The sequence below is a fragment of the Pseudomonas sp. 2822-15 genome (assembly GCF_002742515.1).
Lineage (GTDB): Bacteria > Pseudomonadota > Gammaproteobacteria > Pseudomonadales > Pseudomonadaceae > Aquipseudomonas > Aquipseudomonas salomonii.
Map to the genome: position 1 here is coordinate 1 of NZ_LJRY01000137.1, position 230 is coordinate 230.

Here is a 230-nt window from a genome sequence, read left to right on the forward strand (position 1 = left end):
GTACCCGTACGCTTGGAATATGGGAATACATGAAGTTCTGAATACCCAACTTTTCGAATGAAATCATAAGTTTCCTGAAATTCTTCATCTGTTTCACCAGGGAACCCTACAATAACATCAGACGTAACAGCCAACCCTGGTAAAGCTTTCTTCAATTTCTCAACTCGATCAAAATAAAATTCATTTGTATATTTACGGCGCATTCTCTTTAACACTGAATCAGATCCAGA

General features: G+C 37.4%; 1 protein-coding gene. It reads right to left on the reverse strand.

All coding sequences use genetic code 11. The annotated features are described in order from the left end of the window. Positions 1-203, reverse strand: a 203-nt coding sequence (locus AOA59_RS01295) for a radical SAM protein (protein WP_256593015.1), incomplete at its 3' end; no start/stop codon positions are given. Positions 204-230 lie beyond the last annotated feature (27 nt).